Genomic DNA, 18,870 nt, shown 5'->3' with positions numbered 1-18,870 from the left:
ACGCCCAGAACGAGGTCTATGTCGACATGATCAAGGCAGGCATCGTCGATCCGGCGAAAGTGGTGCGCACCGCACTCCAGGATGCCGGTTCGATCGCAGCCCTTCTGATCACCGCCGAAGCGATGATTACCGACATTCCGGCCAAGGATGCAGCACCTGCGGGTGGCGGCGGTGGCGGCATGGGCGGCTACTAAAACCCAGGACTTGTCCGATCTGTCGGAGATGTGAATGGCGGCCCCGATCGGGGCCGCTACGATTCTCAAGATGATCATCGCAAAGTTACGCAGTCGCCCGGCTCAGTCCCGGGAGGCAATCATGATCTTGCGGCTTTCGAAGGGGACGCAATCCACGCTAGACTGTCCAGGCGGCCGTCTGGTTGCGGAGCTCGCCGGACTTTGGCAAGCGATCGGACGAACCGCCATCCCCGACACGGAGACACGTTCATGTTTGCGGCCAAGGCCATCGACACCTCAGACAAGCCCACGTTCTACCGCGACCTCGCCACCCAATTGAAGGCGCTGCTCGAGGGTGAGCGCGATTCGATCGCCAACGCCGCCAACACCGCAGCACTCATCTTCCAGATGGTGCCGGACCTCAACTGGGCCGGTTTCTATTTCCTGCAGTCGGACGAGGAAATGGTGCTCGGGCCGTTCCAGGGCAAGCCGGCCTGTGTGCGCATCGCCGTCGGCAAGGGCGTGTGCGGAACGGCGGTCGAACTCGGCACGTCGATGCTGATCAAGGACGTGCATGATTTTCCCGGCCACATCGCCTGCGATGCCGATTCGCGCTCGGAACTGGTGGTGCTGCTCGAGGACGATGAAGGCGTCTTCGGCGTGCTCGATCTCGACAGCCCGCTGCCCGGCCGCTTCGACAAGGCAGACCAGGCCGGCATCGAGACGCTGGCGGCGATCTATGCCGCGGCGAGTTCGTTCGAGGACTGATCAGCCTACGAACTTCACCAGCATCAGGCTGAAGCAGCCGATGAACAGGAAGGCCGAGAAGGCGAGCGCCAGCGGGCGCAGGCCGCGCGAGCGCAGCTGAGAGATGTCGGCTTGCAGGCCCATGGCGGCCAGGCCCATGGTCAGCATGATGGTGGTGGCGAGCGCCATTGCCGATTTCACCTCGGTGGGCACCGTGACCAAGCTGTTCAACGCCACGACAGCGACGAAGGCGGCGACGAACCACGGCATGGGCGGCCGCGCCGCCACCTCACTGCTGCTCCTGCCGCGCGCCATCAGGCCGAGCGCGACGACCATCGGCGCCAGCATGGCAACGCGGGTCAGCTTGGCGACGGTGGCGATCTCGCCGGACTGGGTGCCGTTCTGAAAGCCGGCGCCGATGACTTGCGCCACCTCGTGGATCGAGGCGCCGGCCCACAGGCCGAAAGCGTGCTGGTCGAGGCCGAGCATGGGCGCCATGAGCGGGAAGCCGAGCATGGCGACGGTGCCGAACAAGGTGATCGAGGCGACGGCGTAGGTGACGTCCTCGTCGCGCGCATCGGTGACGATGTTGGTGGCGACGATGGCCGAAGCGCCGCAGATCGAGGTGCCGGCGGCGATCAACTGCGCCAGCTTGGCGTCGACGCCGATCAGCCGGCCAAGCGTGATGGTGAAAACGAAGGTAGCGCCAAGCGTCGCCGCGACAATGCCGACGCCGCCAGCGCCGATCGAGACCACCTGGCCGAGCGTCAGCTGGAAGCCGAGCAGCACGATGGCGAAGCGCAACAGGCGCTTTTGCGAGAATGCGATACCGGCTTTGGCGTGCACGGGCGTGCCGAGCACGTTGGAGTAGATCATGCCGGCGACGACGGCGAGGATCATTGGACTGAACAGCGCGAAGCCGGAAACATTGCGCGCCGAGAAGGCGACGGCAGTGATCATCGTGACCAGCACGATGCCGGGGACGATGCCATTCCAGCTAAGGGATTTTCGCCCTTGCGCGACATCGGCAGGAAACGCGCTTTTTGGAATATCGTTCGCGAAGTGGGAAACGGAAGACAATGCAATGCTCCAGGCGAGTATGCCGGGAGAATACCATTCCTAAACCAATCTTTCCAACGAATTATTTTCGTTAGAATGATCGATTTTTACGAACGATCCACGGACGCTGCCGCGCAGACGTCGCTTTCTGGGCGACCTGGATTAAAGCTGCGCCTCGATCGCGGCCTTGTCGATTACCGACCAGACGTTCCTGATCCGGTCGTCGAGGAATTCATAGAAGACGTTCTCGCTGAAGGACACCTTCCTGCCGTTTATAGGGAGCCCGAAGAAGGTTCCCTTCGGCGTGCAGTTGAACTGAAGCCGGCTGGCTAGGAACGGCGGTTCGGCGATCAGCAACTGGATATCGAAATAGAGGTCTGGGATTTCCCGAAAATCGCGCTCCAGCATGTCCTGGTAACCCGACAGTCCGACGCGGTCACCATTGTAGTGCACCTCGTCATGAACGAAGCGATGCAGCTTCTGCCAGTCCTGATTGTTGAGGCAGGCGATGTAGCCTCGATAGAGGTCGGTCACGGTCACGGCGATGGCTCCGGTGCTGATGCCCGCCATATTGCGACAGGGCTGAAGGCCAGGACGTACAATAAAAGCAACACATAGCGGGCCGTAGTCCTGTTGCCAGTGCCCAAGTTCAGGGAACAATTCCGAATTCGTGTCCGCTCATCACCTGGTCCAATGCACGCTGATCAACGTGCTCGCTGTCAACCGAGGCCTCAAGTTGGGTCAACGGTGCTTGCAGCGTCCAGGTGACACCGTGGCTATCATGCTCGAGAACACCGGTGCCGCTCACCGCGGCTGGAGCGACGCGCCGCAGCACCACGCTGCCGAAACCACCATGGCCGATCGTCTGTACTTCAGGACCATCTCTCTCTTTCCAGATCAGCTGGAACTGTTTCTGGCCGACCAGTCCGGTTACCTTCCATTGCACCGTTATCGTTCCCTCTGCGGCCGAAAGGACGCCGTATTTAGCGGAATTGGTCGCGAGTTCATGAAACGCTATGCCGAGGTACTGGACGGCATTGGGGCTCAGCGTCAGGGAAGGGCCCGACATTGAGATCCGCTCCTCGTTGCCGAACGGTTTGGCCTGCGCAAGCAGCAGTTCGAAGATCGTGGCGCCCTTCCAGTCGCCGGAAACCAGAAGGTCATGCGAGAGCGACAACGCCATGATGCGCTCGCGCACCTGACGTTCGAACTGGGCCGGCGTCGATGACCGCTTGCTGGTCTCCCGGATCATCGAGATGATGACGGAATACTGGTTCTTCACCCGGTGGTTGACCTCGCGCATCAGCATGCGGATGCGATATTCGTTCTCCTTGGCTACTGATATGTCGCGGGCGATCTTCGAGGCGCCGACGATCTGCCCGACGGCGTTGCGCACCGGCGAGATTGTCAGGGATACGGGCACAAGGCTGCCGTCCTTGCGGCGGCGGATGGTTTCGTAGGTCTCGACCTGCTCGCCTTTGCGGATGCGCTCCAATATGCGCGGCTCTTCGTCCAAATGGTCGTCCGGTATCAGCATAGTTACCGACCTTCCGATTGCTTCGTCGGCGGTGTAACCGAACAGACGTTGGGCGGCTGAGTTCCAGCTCCTGATGACTCCGTTCAAATCCTTGCTGACGATGGCATCGAAGGAAGACTCCACGATGGCTGACAGATGATGCCTGGCCTCGTCGGCATGATGGCGGTCAGTGAGATCGAACAGCATATTGACGGCGCCGACCAGTCTGCCCTGCTCGTCATGAAGCGGTGTGGGATAGGGAAGGAACGGCACACGCGTGCCGTCCGGGCGTTGGGAGATAGCCGACTGGTTTCTGACCGGCCGGTTCTCCTTTAGCGCGACAGCCATCGGGCATTGGTCATGCGGCAACACTTCACCGTCGGTCGTGAACAGCTTGTGCGTCACACACCATTGGTCTTTTCCGAGCTCGGGTTCGCGCCCAGCGAAATCTGCTGCGGCCCGATTGAAATAGGTGATCTTGCCTTCGGTGTCGGTGGTGTAGATTGCTACGGGAAGATTATCGAGGATTTGGTGGGGCAGATCAAAGGTCGAGCTCGAGGTTTTCGTCACTTGCGCCACGTATAGGAGTTCCAGTTAACCGCAGTGAACGCGGTGCCGCGGAAATGGTTCCGCGACCATTTCCGGGGATAGTCACCGCAGGCGGCGGCGAGTCAAAGCCGGGTGGAAGCTGCTCACCGACTTACTCCTTGCCCCGGTAGCGCAGCGCGTCGACCAGCAGCGAGAAGGCCGGCGTGGCTTGCCGGCGGCTGGGGTAATAGAGATGGTAGCCGGGGAAGGGCCCGCACCAGTCGGCGAGCACACGCACCAGCCGGCCGTTGGCCAGATGGGCCGTCACCTGCTCCTCAGGCAGATAGGCAAGGCCGAGGCCGGCGAGCACCGCGTTCATGCGCAGAGCGGCCGTGTTGAACACAAGCTGGCCTTCGACCCGAACCTTCAGCTCGCGTCCGGCCTTCTCGAACTCCCAGGCATAGAGCCCGCCATAGGTGGGCAGCCGCAGATTGATGCAATTGTGGGTGGTCAGGTCCTGCGGCGTGCGCGGCTTTGGTCGGGTAGCGAAATAGGTTGGCGAGCCGACCACCGCCATGCGCATGTCGGGGCCGATGCGCACCGCGATCATGTCGCGCGCCACCTGTTCGCCCAGCCGCACGCCGGCGTCGAAGCGCTCGGCGACGATGTCGGTCAGTCCATAGTCGACGATGATCTCGACCTTGATGTCGGGATATTCGGGCAGCAGCGGGGCGATCGCCGGCCACAGGGCCGCATCGGCGGCGTGCTCACCGGCGCTGATGCGGATGGTGCCGGCGGGTTTTTCCCGCAATGCGCTCAAGGCAATGAGCTCGGTCTCGATCTCGTCCAGCCGCGGCCCGACGGTGCGAAGCAGCCGCTCCCCGGCTTCGGTGGGCGACACGCTGCGCGTGGTGCGGGTCAGGAGCCGTACACCCAGCCGCTCCTCCAGCGCCCGCACCGTGTGGCTGAGCGCCGATTGGGAAACCCCGAGCTTGGCCGCCGCCCTGGTGAAGCTTTCCTCGCGCGCCACAGCGAGGAAAGCGGTTAGCTCGTTCAGGTTGTCACGTGGCATTCATGAGCCCCCTTCATAAGATCATGCTGGATATAGCACCTAATCGGCACCAATCGCAGACCCTAGATAGGCGTTATCACACCGGGCACCTCCGGCCGTCTCTAAAGCCGGGCGGGTCGTGTCATGGCTGTTGCCAGGAAGGGACAAAACCATGGACATCACGCGAAACGGCTCTCAGGCCTCGGCCAAGGGATCGGCCGACTATTTCACCGGTGTGGTGCGCATCGACGCGCCGTTCAAGGGCAGCGAGCCCGCCCGGGTCGGCGGCGCCACCGTGACTTTCGAGCCCGGGGCGCGCACCGCCTGGCACACGCATCCGCTCGGCCAGACGCTGATCGTCCTCTCGGGCGCCGGCCTGGCGCAGCGCGAGGGCGGCCCGATCGAATCGATCCAGCCCGGCGACATCGTCTGGTTCGCGCCCGGAGAGAAGCATTGGCATGGCGCCGCGCCGACCACGGCGATGAGCCACATCGCTATCGCCGAAGCGCTCGACGGCAAGGTCGTCGACTGGTTGGAGCATGTCAGCGACGAACAATACGGGATTTGACCAGGTATCGGCGCGTGGCGCCGAGTTCAACGCCCGAACTCTACGAAGGAGACCAACATGACCGATGTTCCAAGGCTGAAAAGCCCATTCTCCGATATCGCTCCCGCGCTTGGCAGATACAGCCCTGGATCGTTCCGATCCCCGGCACCACCAAGCTCAATCGCCTCGAAGAGAACATCGGATCGGTCACTGTCGCGCTGACGGCGAACTGCCGACATCGAGAACGCGGTCTCGGCGATCGCCGTACAGGGAGCGCGCTATTCTCCGCAACAGGAAGCAAGGATCGATCGCTAGAGCCAGGCGCAGGCTGAGGGCACTCGACGACCGGGTAGCCATTCCGGCCGACGGCGCAGGAGTTGAGGGGATCGTGCGCGGATTGGGTGGCAGCGTTTCAGTTTGAAATTTGGCCTTCTGCGAACTCGCGTCTTGCGGCCGTGAAAACCTCGCGGGCAGCATCCGCATTCATGACGGCGATTGCCAGCCCAATGACAATATCGGGCCAAGCCGAATTCCACACAAATGCCGTGACCAGGCCGGCGGCAATGATTGCCACATTGGCCAGGACGTCGTTGCGCGCCGACAGGAAGGCGGCGCGGGTGAGGCTGCCGCTGTGATCGCGATAGCGAGCGAGCATGAGCGCGCACGACAGGTTGACGAGGATCGCGCCAGCCGCTGTGAGCGTTAGCGGAACGGGAGCTGGCGGAATTGGAATGTTGAATTTCTCCCAGGCTGTCCAAAGGGTCGCCAATGCGGGGATCAGAAGTATCCCGGCCAGCGCCATTCCGAGCCGCGCTCGATTGCGGACGGTCCAGCCCAACGCGACCATGATCAGGAGATTGACGGATGCGTCCTCCAGAAAATCGATGCTGTCCGCGAACAGCGATACCGATCCGATCCAAACGGCTACGGCAAATTCGATCCCGAAATAGGCCAGGTTCAGGATGGCCACCATCCGCACCGCTTTGTTCAGCGTCCCGGTCATAGTTTGCCCATCGATCAGCTGCCGTTGGCACAAAGCATATAGCGATTCTATGCCCTGCGGGCGCGAGGACCAGAACCTTGTCGCCATGCGAGACACTGTCGATCGAGCGGTCGCCTTGACATCGCCGCGCTTCCTGTTCCAACTTGGCGCCATGTTCGTTTTCGCGCCAGCCATCACCAAGCGACGTCGCCCCTGCACAGTGCGGAGCGGCAAGCTGATTGCGCGACGACAAAGACCGGCAGGATAGACCCGGTTCTTTCGTTTCCAGCCCCGCCCGCGAAACCGCCGGCGGGATTTTTCATGTCTGGAGCAGTTTGATGACCAACAATTCTTCCATCCGGCTTCGGCCGGCCGCGCCCGCTGACGCCGCCGCGATCCGGGATATCGTGCGCGCCGCCTATGCCAAATGGGTAGCGGTGATCGGCCGCGAGCCTCTGCCGATGCGCGCCGACTACGAGAAGGCTGTTGCCGAGCATCCGTTCGATCTCGCCGTCGAGGATGATCGGATCGTGGGAATGATTGAAACCATGCTGGCCGAGGATCACCTGTGGATCGAGAATGTCTGTGTCGCACCGGATGCGCAGGGCAGGGGGATTGGCCGGCTGTTGCTGGAGTGGGCCGAGCGCAAGGCGATCGAGTCGGGCCGCGACGAGCTTCGCCTGCTGACCAATGGCGCGTTCGAGGCGAACGTATCGCTCTACAAGAGGCAGGGCTATATCGTGGATCGGGACGAGCCGTTCATGGGCGGCATGACGGTCTATATGAGCAAGAGGCTAGCGGGATCACCGGCGATCTGAGGAAGGATTTCGATAATGGCTGCCAAGGTCAGGCTTAAGCAACTCCCGGGGTCTTACGCGGTTTCCCGGCTGGCGGCGGGCGAAACCATTCCCGGTTGGGCGGACGGACCAGGCTTCGTCAGCATCACAAGGACCGACGACGAGTTTTCGATCGTTTGCCTGCAGGACCGCGTGCCGCATGCCGTCAAGCAGGATATCGACTGGGTGGCCTTCAAGCTCCTGGGCCCGTTCGCCTTCGACGAAACCGGTATCGTGCTGTCGGTCATCAGGCCGTTGTCGGAAAACGGGTTGGGCATCTTCGTGGTGTCCACTTTCGATGGCGACCATCTCCTGGTGAAAGCCACGGATCAGGCCGCGGCGAGGCGGTTTCTGGTCGAGGCCGGGCATACCTTGCTGTAGTCCATCCTCACCAAGCCGGTTGCTGCCCAACCGCTCTGGCTCAATCACTGCCGCACTGGCTCAACCACTTCGGGGGTTGTGTTTGACAGCGGCGTTTGTGCATCGTTATCTCCAGCCAGATATGACGGCCCGGCGCGACCATGCGGCCAAGGAGAAAACCATGTCACACAATCTGCAGTTCTACATCGATGGCGCGTGGGTCGATCCTGTTGTGCCCAACACATTGGACGTCATCGATCCCTCGAATGAGGACGCTTTTGCGCAGATTTCGCTCGGCTCAAAGGCCGATGTCGACAAGGCGGTGGCTGCCGCCAAGCGCGCCTTCAACAGCTTTGGTTTCACCGAAGTTAGCGAGCGGCTCGACCTGTTGAATCGCATCATCGCGGTCTACAAGAAGCGCAGTGGCGATCTTGCGGTTGCCGTGTCGCGCGAGATGGGCGCGCCGCGCCAGATGGCGTTGGACAGCCAGGTCGGCATTGGGCTGGCGCATCTGACCAAAATGGCCGAGACGCTGAAGGCTTTCGAATTCCGCCACGTGAAGGGCAATCATCTCGTGGTCAAGGAGCCGATCGGTGTCGTCGGGCTGATCACGCCGTGGAACTGGCCGCTCAACCAGATCACCTGCAAGGTGGGTCCGGCGCTCGCCGCCGGCTGCACCATGGTGCTCAAGCCATCCGAGATCGCGCCGCTCGACGCCATCATCTTCGCCGAGATCCTCGACGAGGCCGGCGTGCCGAAGGGCGTCTTCAACCTCGTCAATGGCGACGGACCGGGCGTCGGCCAGGCGTTGTCCAGCCATCCTGACATCGACATGATGTCGTTCACCGGTTCGACCCGCGCCGGCATCCTGGTGGCCAAGGCCGCCGCCGACACGGTCAAGCGCGTGCATCAGGAGCTTGGTGGCAAGTCGGCCAACATTCTGTTCCCCGACGTCGACCTCGCAAGCGCGGTCAGCAAGGGCGTGGCCGGTTGCTTCAGCAACAGCGGCCAGTCCTGCAACGCGCCAACGCGCATGTTCGTGCCGCGCGAGCGCCATGACGAGGCGGCCGGCTATGCCAAGGTTGCGGCGGAAAAATTCACCGTCGGTCCGGCCGATGCTGCCGGCACCAAGCTCGGCCCGGTCGTCAGCCAGGTTCAGTTCGACAAGATCCAGGACCTGATCCAGGCCGGCATCGACGAGGGTGCGACGTTGGTCGCCGGCGGCCCCGGCCGTCCGGCCGAACTCAACCGCGGCTACTATGTCAGGCCGACAGTGTTCGCCGACGTTACCCACGACATGCGCATCGCGCGCGAGGAGATCTTTGGGCCGGTACTGGCGATCATGCCCTATGACAGCGTCGACGAGGTGGTCGAGACCGCCAACAACACCGTCTATGGCCTCGCCTCCTACATCCAGGCCAAGGACATGAAGAAGGCGCGCGAAGTCGCGGCGCGCATGCGCACCGGCAATGTCTACATCAACTATCCCCAGTGGGACGCCGGCCTGCCGTTCGGCGGCTACAAGCAGTCGGGCAATGGCCGCGAATATGCCGAATACGGACTTGAGGATTTCCTCGAGATCAAGGGCATCGCGGGATATGAAGCGGCTGAGTAGGCACCGTACAGTGTGATGCAATAAAGGGCGCGGCCTGCGGTGTGGGCCGCGCCTTTTCATTTTGCAGCCAAGCCTTGCCATCTCCGCATTCTTGCCAATTGGCAAATACATGCTATATATCTGCCAATCAGCAAGGTGAACGCAATGCAGCTTCAGTCCATCGTCACCACGCCGGCCACGTTCGGAGCCGCTATCTCGGATGAAGAAGCGGGCGCGCTGGCGCGCACCACGGTCAATCTGTTCAAGGCCTGGAACCTCACCGACCTGGAGGCCTGCATCCTGCTTGGCGGTATGTCGGCGCGCACCTGGGCACGCTGGAAGACTGGGGCGAAGGAAGGTGGCATCGGCAGGATCGACCGCGACCTGCGCACCCGCATGGCGCATCTGATGGGCATCCACAAGGGCCTGCGCTACCTCTTCACGGAGCCGGCGCGCGGCTATGCCTGGATCCGCAAGCCCAATGCCACCTTTGGCGGCCAGTCGGCGCTCGACCTGATGCTGCGCGGCGAAATCTCCGATCTCTCGGCGATGCGCGAATGGCTCGATGCGGAGCGTGGTGCATGGTGAGTGGGCTTGCGGTCCGTCGCCGCGTCGACTGGCACCAGACCTTCCGCATCATCCGTTCCATCCACCCACCGATCGACCTGTTCGAAGACATTGCCGACCCGCGCGACTGGGAGGCGCTGGCCGCCGTCGAGGCGAAGACCAACCCGCGCGTACGGTTCGAGATCGGCGACCTCGGCAAGGTGGCTGCCGCAAGGCGGGTTTCCGGCCCCGGCGCCAGTTTCGTGATGGCGCCCTTCGTGCATTGTTCGACGCTGCGGCCGGGGCGCTTCTCGGATGGCAGCTACGGGATCTATTATGCCGGCGACAGCGAGGAGGTGGCGCTGGCCGAGACCATCCACCACCATCAGAAATTCATGGGCGCCACAAACGAAGGGCCGGGCTGGACGGCGGATTTCCGCGTGCTGATCGGCAACGTCGACCGCGATCTCGATGACGTCAACGCCGTGCCCGGCGTGCTCGACCCGGACGACTATTCCGCCTCGCAGGCGGAAGGGCGGGCGCTGCGGGCAGCAGGCAGCGACGGGCTGGTGTGGAACAGCGTGCGCATGCCGGGCGGCGGCTGCATCGGCATCTTCTGGCCCGACGTCATTGCCGTTCCAGTGCAGGGCCGCCACTACAGCTACCACTGGGACGGTGCCCGGGTGGACTTCGTGCGCCAGCACGATACGGGAAAGGTGCTTGCCGTCACATCATAGCGGCGGACATCCTTTACAGATCGTGGGGGAGTCGATATTCACGAATCCATAAATCCAAGGATTCGGATATATGAATAGGAAGGGCACTTTGAACGCGCTGGCCGCACTTGGCCAGGAGACGCGGCTGGATGTCTTCCGGCTGCTCGTGCGTGCCGGCCCGGAAGGCATTCCAGCCGGCGAGATCGCAACGAGGCTGGACACGATCCAGAACACCATGTCGGCGCATCTGAAGGTGCTCGCCCATGCCGGGCTGATCCGTCCCGAACGCGACGGAAGGACCGTGCGCTATGTCGCCGACATGACCGGCTTGCGCGACCTGCTGGCCTATCTGATGGAAGATTGCTGCAATGGCGCGCCGGAGCTCTGCCGCCCGGTCATCAATGCCGTGACCTGTGACTGCTGAGGGGCTTGTGACTGTCCGCCGCGCGCCGTTCGAACAAGGAAGCCATCATGACCGATCATGCTCTGAACGCAGCTGAGGCGGTGCGGCCCGGCATCGGCTTCGTCGAGAAATATCTGACGGTGTGGGTGGCACTGTGCATCGTCGCGGGCATCGCGCTTGGCCATCTGCTGCCGGGCGTGTTCGGCGCCATCGCGTCGGCCGAGATCGCCAGGGTCAACATTCCTGTCGCCGTACTGATCTGGCTGATGATCGTGCCGATGCTCTTGCGCGTCGATTTCGCCTCGCTGGCCAAGGTCGGCACTTATTGGCGCGGCATCGGCGTGACGCTGTTCATCAACTGGGCGGTGAAGCCGTTCTCGATGGCGCTGCTGGGCTGGCTCTTCATCGGCTGGTTGTTCCGGCCGTGGCTGCCCGCCGTGCAGATCGATTCCTACATTGCCGGGCTGATCATCCTTGCCGCGGCGCCCTGCACGGCGATGGTTTTCGTCTGGTCGAACCTGACGCGCGGCGAGCCGAATTTCACGCTGTCGCAGGTGGCGCTCAACGACGCGATCATGATCGTCGCCTTCGCGCCAATCGTCGGCCTGCTGCTCGGCCTGTCGGCGATCACCGTGCCATGGGGCACGCTGATGCTGTCGGTCGCACTCTACATCGTCGCGCCGGTGATCGTCGCGCAGTTGGTTCGTGGCCGGCTGCTGGCAGCGAGGGGACAGGCCGGGCTTGAGGCCCTGCTTGCCAAGCTGCAGCCTCTGTCGCTGGTTGCCTTGCTGGCGACGTTGGTGCTGCTGTTCGGCTTCCAGGGCGAGCAGATCATTGCGCAGCCGTTGGTGATCGTGCTGCTGGCAGTGCCGATCCTGATCCAGGTCTATTTCAATTCCGGTCTTGCCTATCTGCTCAACCGCCTCAGCGGCGAACGGCACTGCGTGGCTGGACCATCGGCGCTGATCGGCGCGTCGAACTTCTTCGAGCTGGCCGTGGCCGCCGCGATCGCGCTGTTCGGGCTGAATTCTGGCGCGGCCCTTGCCACTGTGGTCGGGGTGCTCATCGAGGTTCCGGTCATGCTGTCGGTGGTGTGGATCGTGAACCGCAGCAAGGGCTGGTACGAGATGGGCGGCGCCGTCCGGAATACCATGTCGGCTGAGAGGACCTCGAAATGACCATCACCATCTACCACAATCCCAGTTGCGGCACGTCGCGCAACACGTTGGCCATGATCCGCCAGTCGGGCGAGGAGCCGGAGGTGATCGAATATCTGAAGACGCCGCCATCGCGCGAAAGGTTGGTCGAACTGATCGCGGCGATGGGCATTACACCGCGCGCCCTGCTGCGCGAGAAGGGCACACCCTATGCCGAACTCGGCCTTGCCGACCCGAAATGGTCCGACCAGCAGATCCTCGATTTCATGCTGGCACATCCGATCCTGATCAACCGGCCGATCGTCGTCAGTCCGCTCGGCGTCGTGCTGGCACGGCCGTCGGAAAAGGTGCTGGACATCCTGCCCAACCCGGAGATCGGCGCGTTCACCAAGGAGGATGGTGAGGTGGTCATTTACGCCTCGGGCAAGCGCGCCGGCTGATGCTATTTCCATAATTTTTGAAATTGGGTTGACGGCGCGAAAAGTGCCGCGTAGCTTATTTCCATGAAACTCGAAAAAGCAGCCGCGCAGCTTGAAGCGCTCGGCAATCCGACGCGGCTTCAGCTCTATCGCATCCTGGTACGCGCCGGTGATGACGGGCTTGCCGTCGGCAGCGTCCAGGGCAGGCTCGACATTCCGTCCTCCACGCTGTCGCATCACCTCAAACGGCTGGTCGATACCGGGCTTGTCACGCAGGAACGGCAAGCGACGACGCTGATCTGCCGCGCCAACTATCCCGGCATGAATGCGCTGATCGGCTATCTCGCTGACGAGTGCTGCACCGACGCCTGTGCGCCCGCCGTCGGCAAAGCACTGGCCTGATTTTTCTGCGCGTATAATTCGAAGATACCGGAAGGATCGAACCTATGGACATGATGACAGATCTTCCCGTCGCGGTAATTGGCGCCGGCCCGGTCGGCCTTGCCGCCGCGGCGCATCTGGTCGAGCGCGGCATCTGTCCGCTCATCCTGGAGCGCGGCGAAAGCGTTGGGGCCGCACTGCTCGAATGGGGCCATGTGCGGGTGTTCTCGCCTTGGGAATACAACATCGACGCGGCGGCGCGGGCGCTGCTCGACCGCTCCGGCTGGACGGCGCCGGACAGCCAGGGCCTGCCGACCGGCGGCGAGATCGTGCGCGACTATCTGGCGCCGCTTGGCCGGCTTCCGGCGATCGCCGCCAATCTGAAGCTCGGCGCCGAGGTCACCGCGATCACCCGTCAGGGGCACGACAAGGTCGCCAATGACGGCCGCAAGGACGCGCCCTTCGTCATCCGCTACCGCGATGGCGGCGGTGAGCACCGCTTTCTCGCACGCGCCGTCATCGACGCATCCGGAACATGGTGGCGGCCAAACCCGATCGGCATCGACGGGCTGCCGGTTGCCGGCGAAGGCGAGGCGTCGGCACGCATCGCCTATGGCATTCCCGACGTGGTCGGCAAGGCGAGAGAAGACTATGCGGGCAAGCGCGTCCTGGTCATCGGCGGCGGGCACTCGGCCATCAACGTCGCGCTGGCGCTGATGGAGTTGCAGGATGGCGCGCCTGGCACCGAGATCTTCTGGGCGCTGCGGCACGCCAACATGGAGAGATTGCTTGGCGGCGGGCTGAATGACCAGTTGCCGGAACGCGGCGCGCTCGGGCTGGCCGCCAGGCAGGCGATGGCGGACGGCAGGCTGAACATGCTGACGGGCTTCGCCGTCGACCGCATCGAGACGCAAGGCGAGAAGCTTGCCGTCGACGCCCACCTCGCCGGCAAGCCGTTCAGCCTGGCCGTGGACCGCATCGTCGTCACCACCGGCTTCAGGCCAGACCTGTCGTTCCTCGGCGAAATCCGCATCGCGCTCGATCCCGCCGTCGAAGCGCCGCCGGCACTGGCGCCGCTGATCGATCCGAACTTCCACTCATGCGGCACGGTTCCCGCGCATGGCATTGCGAAACTCGCGCATCCCGAACCCGGTTTCACCATCGTCGGCTCGAAATCCTACGGCCGTGCCCCGACTTTCCTGATGGCGACCGGCTACGAGCAGGTCCGCTCGGTGGTGGCCGATATTGCCGGAGACCATGCCGCGGCCCGCGAGGTGCGGCTGGTGCTGCCGGAGACCGGCGTGTGCAGTGCCGTCGGTGTCGCGACGGTATCGGAAAGCGCCGGCTGCTGTGGCGGGCCTGCTCCCGCCGCTGTCGATGCCTGCTGCGTCAGGGATGCGGACGCCAAGGCAACCGGCGCATCGGGTTGCGGCTGCGCAACCGCGCCGGCCACCGAGACGCGAGAGAATATGGCGGCCGGCGTCGATGCCTGAACGATCCGTCCTGCGCAAGGCAATCTGGGCGCTTGGGCTGACCCAGATCATCGGCTACGGCACGCTCTATTACAGCTTCTCGATCCTGGCGCCGGCAATGGCACGCGAGTTCGGGCTCACGGAAGGCTGGGTATTCGCAGCCCTGTCGGCCTCGCTGTTTGCCGGCAGCCTGTTCGCGCCGACTGCCGGGCGGTGGGCCGACCGCTTCGGCGCCGGCCGCATCATGACCGTCGGCTCGGTCGCGGCGGCTGTGGCGCTGGCGCTGTGCGCCGTCGCACCCGGCCGCGTGAGCTTCGTTCTGGGATTGCTGGCGATGGAACTGGCCTCCAGCTTCGTCCTCTACAGCGCTGCCTTCGTGGCGATCGTGCAGGTCGGGGTTCCCCGGCCGCAACGCAGCATCACCCATCTGACGCTGATCGCCGGGTTTGCCTCTACCCTGTTCTGGCCGCTGACCTCGGCGCTGCATGCGCATCTCACATGGCGCGAGGTCTACCTTTTATTCGCCGCTCTCAATCTCGGCCTATGCCTGCCGATCCACGCCTGGCTGATGCGCCTGTCGCGTCGCCACGCAACGGTCACGCCGCATGAGCGCGGTTCCGCTCCCGATGAAGCGGGAATGCCGCTCGATGCGCGGCGCGGCCGGGCCGCATTCCTGCTGATGCTGGCGGGGTTCGCCACCGAGGGCTTCGTGCTGTCGGCGATCCTCATCCACATGGTGCCGCTGACGGCGGCCCTTGGGCTCGGCACCGCAGGCCTCTTCGTCTCGACCCTGTTCGGGCCGGCGCAGGTCGCCAGCCGGTTGATCAACATGCTGTTTGGCGGGCGGCTGCAGCAGACGCACCTTGCCGTCATTGCCGCGTCACTGCTCACGGCCGGGCTGTGTGCGCTGTTGCTGACCACGCCATGGCTGCCCGGCGCCTTCGTGTTCGTGTTCCTGTTCGGCCTCGGCTCCGGCCTCACCAGCATCGTCGGCGGCACCTTGCCGCTCGAACTCTTCGGCCGCGAAGGCTATGGCGCGCGGCTGGGATGGGCGAGCGCTGCCCGTCAGTTCACCTCGGCCTTTGCGCCGTTCGCGCTCGCCTTCATGATGGCGCGGACATCGGTCGCCAATTCCCTGTGGGTGCTGGTAGTCGTCGCCGCGAGCGGCGTCATCGCCTTCCTCGCCATCGCGCTGCTCAGGCGGCGCGGCGGCCCGGCAGCGTTTGCGATTGGCGGCAGCGCGGAAGAGGCGACCTGACCGCCCGCCTTTAGTGCCGCAGAATCTTGCTCAGGAAAGCGCGGCTGCGGTCGGTCTTGGGGTGTGAGAAGAACTCGTCGGGCGTGCCGCTTTCGACGATGGCGCCGGCGTCCATGAACACCACGCGCTGGGCGACCTTGCGGGCAAAGCCCATCTCGTGCGTCACCACCATCATTGTCATGCCTTCCTCGGCGACCGCGACCATGACGTCGAGCACTTCGGAAATCATCTCGGGATCGAGCGCCGAGGTCGGCTCGTCGAACAGCATGATTTTGGGCCGCATGCCGAGGCAACGCGCGATCGCCACGCGCTGCTGCTGGCCGCCGGAGAGCTGTGCTGGATAGGCATTGACCTTGTCGGCGAGGCCTACCTTGGCCAGCAATTCGCGGCCGGCCTTTTCGGCTTCGGCACGCGGGATCTTGCGGACATGGATGGGGGCGAGCGTGACGTTTTCGAGTGCCGTCTTATGCGGGTAGAGGTTGAACGACTGGAAGACGAAGCCGATCTCGGTGCGCAGCTGGGTCATGTTGGTGGCGGGGTCGCCCAGGCGCTGGCCGTCGACGACGAGGTCGCCGTCCTTGATCGCCTCCAGGCCGTTGACGCAGCGGATCAGAGTGCTTTTGCCCGAGCCGCTCGGGCCGCAGACGACGACCACTTCGCGCGGTTCGACGCTGAGCGTGATGTCCTTGAGCACGTTGAGCGAGCCGAACCATTTGTTGACGCCGCGAAAGTCGATCATGCCGGTTTTGGCAAGGCCCGTTTTGGTCATGTTTTCTGGACCTTTGGGGTTGGAAGTCACAACTGCACCTCGCCATGCGCCGCGCCCATGCGCTGCTCCAGCCGGCGGGCCAGCATGATCAGCGGATAGCAGACGATGAAATAGCCGACGCCGACGAGGAAGAACACCAGCAGGCCGTTGGGCACACGCTGCACCACCAGCCAGCCGACGCGGGTGAGGTCGGTGAGGCCGATGGCCGAGACGACGGAAGAATCCTTGATCAGCAGCACATACTGCCCGACCAGCGGCGGCAGCACGATGCGCATGGCCTGCGGTAGCACCAACTGGCGCATGCGCTGCCAGCGCGACAGGCCGGACGCCAGTGCCGCCTCGACCTGGCCGGTCGGTACCGAGCGGATGCCGGCGACGACGATCTCGCAGATGAAGCAGGCAGCCAGATTGGTCAGCGCGATGATGCCGGCGGTGAAGGCGTCGAGCTCGATGCCGAACTCCGGCAGGATGAAGAAGATCAGGAAGATCTGCACCAGGAACGGCGTGCCGCGGATCAGGTCGACCCAGGCGCCGATCAAGCCCGAGATCAGACGGTTGCCGCCGGTCCGCAGGATGCCGAGGGCGAAGCCGAGCAGCGTGCCGAGCACCAGGCTGATCAGCGACAGCAACACGGTCATGCCGAGGCCGCGCAGGGCCAGTGGATAGGAGCCGGCGAGGCTTTGCAGTTGTTGCCAGATCATGTCCGCGCCCCCGCTGTGCCGAGCCAGCGGCTGGAGAGCCCAGCCAGTCCTTTCAGGCCGTAATAGAGCAGCAGATAGAAGGCGGCGATGGTGAGGAAACCTTCCGCCGGCATGAAGCGGTCGGAGGCGAGCAATTGACCGGCGCGCGTCAGTTCCGAAACCGAGATCAGCGACAAAAGGGCGGAATCCTTGACCAGCACGATCGCCTGCCCGAGCAGCGGCGGGATCGTCACCTTGAAGGCTTGCGGCAGGACGACAAGGCGCATGCGCTGGACATAGGTCATGCCCGAAGCGACGCTGGCCTCGACCTGGCCGCGCGGGATCGACAGGATGCCGGCGCGAATGATTTCAGCGATATAGGCGCCGCTGTTCAGCGACAACGCGAGGATGCCGACGACGAGTTCCGGCAGAACGAAGCCGAGCCGGGGCAGGCCGAAATAAAGAAAATAGAGCTGCGCCAGCAAGGGCGTGGCACGCACCGCATCGATATAGGCCTTGGCCGGGGCGCGAAACAGCCAGCCGCGCTGCAGATTCATGGCGCACAGCACGATGCCGACGATGAGCGCGCCGACAAAGGACAGCGCCGACAGCCAAACGGTCGTGACCAGGCCCTGTCCGAACAACGGCAGGTATTCGACGATGGTGCGGAAACTGAAATTTTCGAGCATCGTTGGGTGAAATCCCCAGAGCGCAGGCAACGACAGATGAAACGAAATTCCGGGCGGCTTCGCGGCGTTTAAGATGCGCGCGAAACCGCCTGGATTTATCGCTGCTTAGTGATCCTTCTTCCAGGCGTCGGAATTGACCCAGTAGTCGAGGTTCTTCTGCAGGCGGCCGTCGATAGTGACCTGGTTGAGGAACAGGTTCATCCAGATCAACAGGTCCGGCTCATCATAGCGGGTGGCGAAGGCAAGCGGCTCCTTCGACAGAAGGTCCGGCATGATGGTGAAGGTGCCGGCCGGATAGGCGGTCGACTGGCCCTTGACCGCCGAGACGTCGTTGACGCCGCAATCGGCCTGGCCGTTGTTGACGGCGTCGAGCAGCAGCGGACCGCCACCCTTGTAGCTCTTGATGTCGGCATCGGGGAAGGCGTTCTTGGCTTCCTTCTCGCCGGTGGCGCCGAGCAGCACGGCGATCTTGGTGCCCTTGGCCTTGCAGTCCTCGGTGGTCTTGAACTTGCTGTCGGCCTTGGTGAAGACGGTGCTGCCCGTGTACATGTAAGGCGTGGTGAACGCGACCTTCATGCCGCGCGCCAGCGTCGGTGTCATGTCGGCGACCAGCAGGTCGGCCTTGCCCGACAGCAGCGCCGGGATCAAACCATCCCAGTCGAAGTCGAGGAAGGTGATTTTCACACCCATTTCCTTGGCCATCAGTTCGGCCAGTTCGACCGAACTGCCGGTGCGTTCGCCATTGGCGCCGACCAGCGAGAAGGGCGGTCCCTGGGTCTGCACGGCGACGCGCAATTCGCCGCGCTTGGTGATGTCGTCGAGCGTACCCGCACTGGCCGCAGCGGTGAGCCCGGCGAGCGCAAGCCCGGCGATGAAAAGTCTTCCGGCGATGAAAAGTCTGGCAATCTTCATTTCGGTATTCCTCCCTGTTGTCGTTAATGTGTGCCCGCGGTTCTCCTTGGGCTCCTTTTTGAGCGGCAGCGCCGT

General features: G+C 63.6%; 22 protein-coding genes and 1 pseudogene. 14 read left to right on the top strand and 9 right to left on the bottom strand.

Annotation, left to right across the window (positions count from 1 at the left end):
* Nucleotides 1-194 (top strand): annotated as a pseudogene (groEL, locus tag EN955_RS26725) (chaperonin GroEL); the annotation flags it as partial.
* 249 nt (nucleotides 195-443) lie between these two features.
* The gene (locus EN955_RS26720) at nucleotides 444-941 is read left to right on the top strand and encodes a GAF domain-containing protein (RefSeq protein ID WP_013530535.1); all 498 of its coding nucleotides are present in this window, start codon (nucleotides 444-446) and stop codon (nucleotides 939-941) included.
* Here the strand turns inward: EN955_RS26720 and EN955_RS26715 are convergent, their stop codons facing one another.
* The 4 genes from EN955_RS26715 to EN955_RS26700 form a co-directional block, all read right to left on the bottom strand.
* Complete coding sequence (locus EN955_RS26715) at nucleotides 942-2,000, bottom strand: YeiH family protein (protein ID WP_024501792.1); 1,059 nt, start codon at nucleotides 1,998-2,000, stop codon at nucleotides 942-944.
* A 141-nt stretch (nucleotides 2,001-2,141) separates the two neighbouring features.
* A complete protein-coding gene (locus tag EN955_RS26710; RefSeq protein WP_024501791.1) occupies nucleotides 2,142-2,519 on the bottom strand; it encodes an ester cyclase in 378 nt (125 codons plus the stop codon).
* Nucleotides 2,520-2,628: 109 nt separating this feature from the next.
* Nucleotides 2,629-4,074: a PAS domain S-box protein gene (locus EN955_RS26705; protein ID WP_013530540.1), complete on the bottom strand. Its 1,446-nt coding sequence runs from the start codon at nucleotides 4,072-4,074 to the stop codon at nucleotides 2,629-2,631.
* A gap of 121 nt (nucleotides 4,075-4,195) precedes the next feature.
* Nucleotides 4,196-5,095: a LysR family transcriptional regulator gene (locus EN955_RS26700; RefSeq protein ID WP_024501790.1), complete on the bottom strand. Its 900-nt coding sequence runs from the start codon at nucleotides 5,093-5,095 to the stop codon at nucleotides 4,196-4,198.
* 151 nt (nucleotides 5,096-5,246) lie between these two features.
* On the opposite strand from EN955_RS26700, the gene EN955_RS26695 reads away from it, so the two are divergent.
* Complete coding sequence (locus EN955_RS26695) at nucleotides 5,247-5,642, top strand: cupin domain-containing protein (protein ID WP_013530542.1); 396 nt, start codon at nucleotides 5,247-5,249, stop codon at nucleotides 5,640-5,642.
* Between the two features lie 391 nt (nucleotides 5,643-6,033).
* Here EN955_RS26695 and EN955_RS26685 read toward each other — a convergent pair whose 3' ends face one another.
* Nucleotides 6,034-6,624, bottom strand: a complete 591-nt coding sequence (locus tag EN955_RS26685) for a cation diffusion facilitator family transporter (RefSeq protein WP_024501789.1) — start codon at nucleotides 6,622-6,624, stop codon at nucleotides 6,034-6,036.
* A 317-nt stretch (nucleotides 6,625-6,941) separates the two neighbouring features.
* On the opposite strand from EN955_RS26685, the gene EN955_RS26680 reads away from it, so the two are divergent.
* The 11 genes from EN955_RS26680 to arsK all read left to right on the top strand — a co-directional run bounded on the left by EN955_RS26680 (nucleotide 6,942) and on the right by arsK (nucleotide 15,745).
* The gene (locus tag EN955_RS26680) at nucleotides 6,942-7,421 is read left to right on the top strand and encodes a GNAT family N-acetyltransferase (RefSeq protein WP_024501788.1); all 480 of its coding nucleotides are present in this window, start codon (nucleotides 6,942-6,944) and stop codon (nucleotides 7,419-7,421) included.
* A gap of 15 nt (nucleotides 7,422-7,436) precedes the next feature.
* Nucleotides 7,437-7,820 (top strand): ACT domain-containing protein, encoded by a 384-nt coding sequence (locus tag EN955_RS26675; RefSeq protein WP_024501787.1) that lies wholly within the window; start codon nucleotides 7,437-7,439, stop codon nucleotides 7,818-7,820.
* 160 nt (nucleotides 7,821-7,980) lie between these two features.
* Nucleotides 7,981-9,414, top strand: a complete 1,434-nt coding sequence (locus tag EN955_RS26670) for an aldehyde dehydrogenase family protein (protein WP_024501786.1) — start codon at nucleotides 7,981-7,983, stop codon at nucleotides 9,412-9,414.
* Nucleotides 9,415-9,558: 144 nt separating this feature from the next.
* Entirely contained in the window at nucleotides 9,559-9,981 is a 423-nt protein-coding gene (locus EN955_RS26665; RefSeq protein WP_013530547.1) for an MbcA/ParS/Xre antitoxin family protein, read from the top strand.
* Nucleotides 9,975-10,676: an RES family NAD+ phosphorylase gene (locus EN955_RS26660; protein WP_024501785.1), complete on the top strand. Its 702-nt coding sequence runs from the start codon at nucleotides 9,975-9,977 to the stop codon at nucleotides 10,674-10,676. The genes EN955_RS26665 and EN955_RS26660 overlap by 7 nt, the downstream gene beginning before the upstream one ends.
* Nucleotides 10,677-10,746: 70 nt before the next feature.
* Nucleotides 10,747-11,079: a metalloregulator ArsR/SmtB family transcription factor gene (locus tag EN955_RS26655; RefSeq protein WP_024501784.1), complete on the top strand. Its 333-nt coding sequence runs from the start codon at nucleotides 10,747-10,749 to the stop codon at nucleotides 11,077-11,079.
* 92 nt (nucleotides 11,080-11,171) lie between these two features.
* The gene (arsB, locus tag EN955_RS26650) at nucleotides 11,172-12,236 is read left to right on the top strand and encodes an ACR3 family arsenite efflux transporter (RefSeq protein ID WP_032898674.1); all 1,065 of its coding nucleotides are present in this window, start codon (nucleotides 11,172-11,174) and stop codon (nucleotides 12,234-12,236) included.
* Entirely contained in the window at nucleotides 12,233-12,655 is a 423-nt protein-coding gene (gene arsC / locus EN955_RS26645; RefSeq protein WP_024501782.1) for an arsenate reductase (glutaredoxin), read from the top strand. The genes arsB and arsC overlap by 4 nt, the downstream gene beginning before the upstream one ends.
* A gap of 63 nt (nucleotides 12,656-12,718) precedes the next feature.
* Nucleotides 12,719-13,036 carry a metalloregulator ArsR/SmtB family transcription factor gene (locus EN955_RS26640; protein ID WP_024501781.1) on the top strand — a complete coding sequence of 106 codons (318 nt, stop codon included), beginning with the start codon at nucleotides 12,719-12,721 and terminating at the stop codon, nucleotides 13,034-13,036.
* A 44-nt stretch (nucleotides 13,037-13,080) separates the two neighbouring features.
* A complete protein-coding gene (locus EN955_RS26635; protein WP_081714190.1) occupies nucleotides 13,081-14,508 on the top strand; it encodes an NAD(P)-binding domain-containing protein in 1,428 nt (475 codons plus the stop codon).
* Nucleotides 14,501-15,745 (top strand): arsenite efflux MFS transporter ArsK, encoded by a 1,245-nt coding sequence (gene arsK, locus EN955_RS26630; RefSeq protein WP_024501779.1) that lies wholly within the window; start codon nucleotides 14,501-14,503, stop codon nucleotides 15,743-15,745. Before EN955_RS26635 ends, arsK begins: the two co-directional genes overlap by 8 nt.
* 10 nt (nucleotides 15,746-15,755) lie before the next feature.
* On the opposite strand, the gene EN955_RS26625 is transcribed toward arsK, so the two are convergent.
* The 4 genes from EN955_RS26625 to EN955_RS26610 form a co-directional block, all read right to left on the bottom strand.
* On the bottom strand, nucleotides 15,756-16,484 hold the full coding sequence (locus EN955_RS26625; protein ID WP_024501778.1) for an amino acid ABC transporter ATP-binding protein: 729 nt from the start codon (nucleotides 16,482-16,484) through the stop codon (nucleotides 15,756-15,758).
* A gap of 56 nt (nucleotides 16,485-16,540) precedes the next feature.
* Nucleotides 16,541-17,215 (bottom strand): amino acid ABC transporter permease, encoded by a 675-nt coding sequence (locus EN955_RS26620; RefSeq protein WP_024501777.1) that lies wholly within the window; start codon nucleotides 17,213-17,215, stop codon nucleotides 16,541-16,543.
* A complete protein-coding gene (locus EN955_RS26615) occupies nucleotides 17,212-17,883 on the bottom strand; it encodes an amino acid ABC transporter permease (protein WP_013530557.1) in 672 nt (223 codons plus the stop codon). The genes EN955_RS26620 and EN955_RS26615 overlap by 4 nt, the downstream gene beginning before the upstream one ends.
* A 105-nt stretch (nucleotides 17,884-17,988) precedes the next feature.
* Nucleotides 17,989-18,795: an ABC transporter substrate-binding protein gene (locus EN955_RS26610; protein ID WP_013530558.1), complete on the bottom strand. Its 807-nt coding sequence runs from the start codon at nucleotides 18,793-18,795 to the stop codon at nucleotides 17,989-17,991.
* Nucleotides 18,796-18,870 lie beyond the last annotated feature (75 nt).

It is taken from the genome of Mesorhizobium sp. M7A.F.Ca.CA.001.04.2.1 (assembly GCF_003998485.1).
GTDB classification, from domain to species: Bacteria; Pseudomonadota; Alphaproteobacteria; order Rhizobiales; family Rhizobiaceae; genus Mesorhizobium; species Mesorhizobium ciceri.
Note: the sequence above shows the minus strand (reverse complement) of the source record. Positions and strands in the feature narration are given on the sequence as shown.